This is a genomic window from Phenylobacterium sp. (assembly GCF_035276905.1).
In the GTDB taxonomy this organism is placed as follows: domain Bacteria; phylum Pseudomonadota; class Alphaproteobacteria; order Caulobacterales; family Caulobacteraceae; genus Phenylobacterium.
In genome coordinates, this window is the sequence record NZ_DATELG010000237.1 from 1 (window position 1) to 4,474 (window position 4,474).

5 protein-coding genes are annotated in these 4,474 nt (G+C 70.1%); 2 read left to right on the forward strand and 3 right to left on the reverse strand.

The features are described 5' to 3' along the window. Together VJS38_RS11050 and VJS38_RS11055 are read left to right on the forward strand one after the other, a co-directional pair. A partial coding sequence (locus VJS38_RS11050) for a sensor histidine kinase (RefSeq protein ID WP_324088200.1) occupies window positions 1-630 on the forward strand: 630 nt, incomplete at its 5' end. Between the two features lie 123 nt (window positions 631-753). Beyond that, complete coding sequence (locus tag VJS38_RS11055) at window positions 754-1,182, forward strand: DUF1810 domain-containing protein (protein ID WP_324088201.1); 429 nt, start codon at window positions 754-756, stop codon at window positions 1,180-1,182. Window positions 1,183-1,228: 46 nt separating this feature from the next. On the opposite strand, the gene VJS38_RS11060 is transcribed toward VJS38_RS11055, so the two are convergent. The 3 genes from VJS38_RS11060 to VJS38_RS11070 form a co-directional block, all read right to left on the reverse strand. After that, window positions 1,229-2,173, reverse strand: coding sequence for a type II secretion system F family protein (locus VJS38_RS11060; RefSeq protein ID WP_324088202.1), 945 nt, complete (start codon window positions 2,171-2,173; stop codon window positions 1,229-1,231). A 4-nt stretch (window positions 2,174-2,177) separates the two neighbouring features. Continuing rightward, a complete protein-coding gene (locus tag VJS38_RS11065) occupies window positions 2,178-3,134 on the reverse strand; it encodes a type II secretion system F family protein (RefSeq protein WP_324088203.1) in 957 nt (318 codons plus the stop codon). A gap of 2 nt (window positions 3,135-3,136) precedes the next feature. Beyond that, a partial coding sequence (locus tag VJS38_RS11070; protein ID WP_324088204.1) for a CpaF family protein occupies window positions 3,137-4,474 on the reverse strand: 1,338 nt, incomplete at its 5' end.

Here is a 4,474-nt window from a genome sequence, read left to right on the forward strand (position 1 = left end):
CTGGCGGAGGAGCGCCTGCGGCTGGAGCAGGCGATCGAACTGAACGGCATGGGCGAGGAGCAGCGCCGGCTGCAGATACGAGAGCTGAGCCATCGGGTGAAGAACGCCATGACGGTGCTGATGGCCATGGTGCAGCAGGCCGCCCGCTCCTCGGCGACCGTCGACGACATGGTCGAGCTGATCGGCTCGCGGCTCTCGGCGATGGCGAAGTCGCAGGAGCTGGTCACAGCCTCGGACGGCGGTCCGTTCCAGATGGCGGAGCTGATGCGGGTCGTGCTCGAAGCCTTCGACCTGACGCGCTTCGACATCGACGTGGCGCTGGAGCCGGTGACGCTGGAGGGGCAGGGCGGCGTCGCGCTCGCGCTCCTGCTGCACGAGCTGGCCACCAATGCGGTGAAGTACGGCGCCCTCTCCAACGACGGCGGGCGGGTCGCGCTGTCGCTCCAGGAGCGCCGCGAGGGCTGGGCGATCGTCGAATGGCGCGAAGCGGGCGGGCCGCCGGTCGCCCCGCCCGCGCGCCAGGGCTTCGGCATGCGCCTGCTGGCGACGGCGCTGCAGGGCCGCAACGGATCGGTCACGCCCACCTTCGCCGCCGAAGGCTTCGCCGCCCGGATCGTCATGCCGGTCTGAAAAGCAGTCGGCGGGCGCGGCAGCGTCGCATTTCGGGAGCCGGCGAGGCGCCCGTTGGGGGTGCGAAATATCGGGACAGGGATAAATTGGCCGCGCCCTTCCCTATCGACCGGAGACGTCCGCATGGGCGACGCCTTCGACCTGCAGCGGTTCGTCGACGCCCAGGCCCGCAACTACGACGACGCCCTGGCCGAACTCCGCGCCGGCCGCAAGACCAGCCATTGGATGTGGTACGTCTTTCCCCAGGTCGCGGGCCTGGGGTCCAGCGCCATGGCCCAGACCTACGCGATCGGCTCGCTGGCGGAGGCGCAGGCCTATCTGGCGCATCCGGTGCTGGGCGCGCGGCTGCGCGACTGCCTGGCCGCAGTCCTGGCCGTGCGGGGACGCAGCGCGCACGAGATCTTCGGCAGTCCCGACGACTTGAAGTTCCGCTCCAGCCTGACGCTGTTCGCACAGGCGGCGCCGGCGAATCCGCAGTTCCGCCAGGGACTTGAGCGCTACTTCGGGGGCGAGGCCGACCCCGCGACCCTGCAGATCCTCGGCCGGTCTTAGGCCCTCAACGCCTGACGGAGCGGCGGGCGCGCATCGCGCGCTGGGCTCAATGCTTGCCGAAGACGTGCATCAGCCTGACCGCCGCCGGCAGCAGCAGCGCGCCCAGCAGGCAGGGGAAGATGAACATGATCAGCGGCACGGTGAGCTTGGCGGAGAGGGCGAGCGCCTTCTCCTCGGCCCGCAGCATGCGCTTGGCGCGCATGTCCTGGGAGAAGACGCTGAGCGTCTCGCCGAGGCTGGTGCCCATGTCCTCCGCCTGGCGCAGCATGGTGGCGAGCGCCCGGGCGTCGTCGATGCCGAGCCGGTCGGCCAGCGAGCCCCAGGCCTCCTTGCGCGACCGGCCGGCCCGCAGCTCCAGCACCAGCATGCGCAGGTGAATGGTGAGGTTGGGATAGCGGCGATCCAGCTCGTCGGTCACCCGGGTGACCGCCGCGTCCAGGCTGAGGCCTGCCTCGACCGAGGCGACCAGCAGGTCGAGCAGGTCGGGAAAGCCTTCCATGTACTCGCGCTCGCGCTTCTGGCGGCGGGCCTTGAGCACCTGGTCGGGGCCGAGCATGGCCGCGCCGGAAAGGGCGCCGGCGAGCACCACGCCGCCGAATCCGCCCTGGCCCTTCAGCAGCATCGGCAGGGTCAGGACGACGCCGGCGGTCGCCGCCGCCATGGCCGCGGCCTTGACGCCGAGGAAGATCACCGCCGCCTCGCGGTTGAAGTAGCCGGCCTGCATGAGCTGGTTGCGCAACACCGAGAGCTTGGCCGGGTCGCGCACGGCGCTCTGCTGGCCGAGCCGGCGGATGGTGGTCATCATCTGCTCGCCGACCGCGCTCTTGGGGCTGGCGGGAAGCGCGCCGGGCGTCGCCACGGCCAGACGGGTCCGGCGCGCGGCGCGCAGGCGCAGCTCGCCGAGCCCGAACCAGGCCACTCCGACCACGGCGGCGCACACCAGGACGGCGCCGATGATGGTGATGAGGTTCTGAAGCTGAAGGGCGTTCATGAGGTCAGATCCGCATGTCGATCATGCGGCGCATGACCAGGTTGCCGATCAGCAGCCAGACGCCGATGACGCCGAGGCCGATCTTCACCGTCGGCTCGCCCGCCACGTCGCCGTAGAAGTGGGGCGAGGTCACGTTGATGAAGAGCAGGGTGAGGATCGGCGCGGCGGTGAGGATCATCGCCGAGGCGCGGCCTTCCGACGACGCCGCCTTGATCTTCAGCCGCATCTTCTGCCGCTCGCGCACCGTCGAGGCGTTGAGCTTCAGCAGGCCGGTGAGGTTGCCGCCGGAGCGTTCCTGCAGACGGATCGTGGCGGCGAACAGGTCGACGTCCGCATGCTGGCAACGCTCGGCCATCCGCTCGACCGCCTGGGCCAGCGTCGCGCCATAGGCGATCTCGTCGGCGGTCATGCCGAACTCGGTGCCGCAGGGGTCGGGCATCTCGCGCCCGACCAGGGCGACCGCCGTCGGCACCGGGTGGCCGGCCTCGAGGCTGCGGACGATGATCTCCAGCGCCTGAGGCAACTGGAAGCCGAGCGCCTTGGATCGCCCGGCCGCCTTGAACTTCAGGACGGCGATCGGGCCGACGAGGGCGACGATCAGGCCGACGGGCAGGGCGATCAGCGGCTTCTTCAGGATGAGGGCGGCCAGCAGCGCGGCGGCGAAGCCGGCGCCGATCGCCATCATCGCCCATTTGCGCGGCTCGTAGGTCAGGCCGGAGGCGACGATGAGGTCGGACAGCCAGCGCAGCCGTTCCCCCTTCTTGCCCTCCGCCGAGAGGCCGCGCTGCTTGCGCAGCTCCATCACCAGGGCCGAGACGCCCTCGACCTTGTCGGCGATCTTCAGCCGCTGGTTCACCTGGCGCTTCTGGCGCGCCACCGTGAACAGGCCGAACACCGCCTGGCCGGCGGTGAAGACCGCGCCGAACACCAGGATCAGGAAGACGATATGGGCCGGGCTCATGGTCAGCAGCTCCCCAGGATCTTGCTGGGGTCGAAGTTGGCGGTGTCGTAGGGGATGCCGCGACGCATCATCTCGTCGAGGCAGCGCGGACGCAGGCCGCTGGCGCGGAACTCGCCGTGCACCGTCCCGTCCTCGTCGGTGTGGGTGCGGTTGAAGGTGAAGATGTCCTGCATCTGCACCACGTTGCCTTCCATGCCGACGATCTCGGTGGCGTGGGTCAGCTTCCGCTTGCCGTCCGACAGGCGCATCACCTGCACCACCATGCCCACCGCCGCGGCGATCTGCGAGCGCACCGCCTCGGGGCTGAGGCTCAGCCCGCCCATGGCGACCATCTGCTCCAGACGGCTGATCGCCTCGCGCGGGTTGTTGGAGTGGATGGTGGCCATCGAGCCTTCGTGGCCGGTGTTCATGGCCTGCAGCATGTCGAAGGCTTCTTCGGAGCGGACCTCGCCCAGGATCACCCGGTCGGGACGCATCCGCAGGGCGTTCTTCACCAGCTCCCGCTGGCGGATCTCGCCCTTGCCCTCGATGTTCGGCGGGCGGGTCTCCATGCGCACCACGTGCGGCTGCTGCAGCTGCAGCTCGGCGGCGTCCTCGATGGTGATCAGGCGCTCGCCCTCGCTGATCGCCGCGGACAACGCGTTGAGCAGAGTCGTCTTGCCCGAGCCCGTGCCGCCGGAGATCACCGTCGAGACCCGCGCGCGCACGGCGCCGTAGAGGAACTGGGCCACCGCTTCGGGCATGGCGCCCACCTCGACCAGCTTCTCCAGGGTCAGCGGCTTCTTCGAGAACTTGCGGATCGACACCGCCGCCCCGTCGATGGCCACGGGCGCGATCGCCGCGTTCACCCGGCTGCCGTCGGGCAGGCGGGCGTCGACCATCGGCTGGCTCTCGTCGATGCGGCGGCCGACGCCGGCGACGATGCGGTTGACGATCCGCAGCAGGTGGTCGTTGTCGCGGAAGCGGACCGGGGTCAGCTCCAGCTCGCCGCGCCGTTCGGCATAGACCTGGAAGGGGCCGTTGATCAGGATGTCGCTGATCGTCTCGTCCTTCAGCAGCGGCTCGATCGGGCCCAGGCCGACCATCTCGTCGAAGATCGAGGCGCCGAGCTCATCGAGTTCGGAGCTGTTCAGGGCCATCCGCTCGTCGCGCGCGAAGTCGACGGTGAGCCGCATCACCTCGCGCCGCAGGTCGCCTTCGCTGAGCTTGTCGAGCTTGGAGAGGTCGAGCTCGTCGATCAGCCGGCCATGCAGCTTCATCCTGGTGTCGAGCTGCTTGGAGCTGGCCGACTTCGGCTCGGGCGCGCGCTTCGGCTGAGGCTCGGCCTTGGCGGCGGCGGG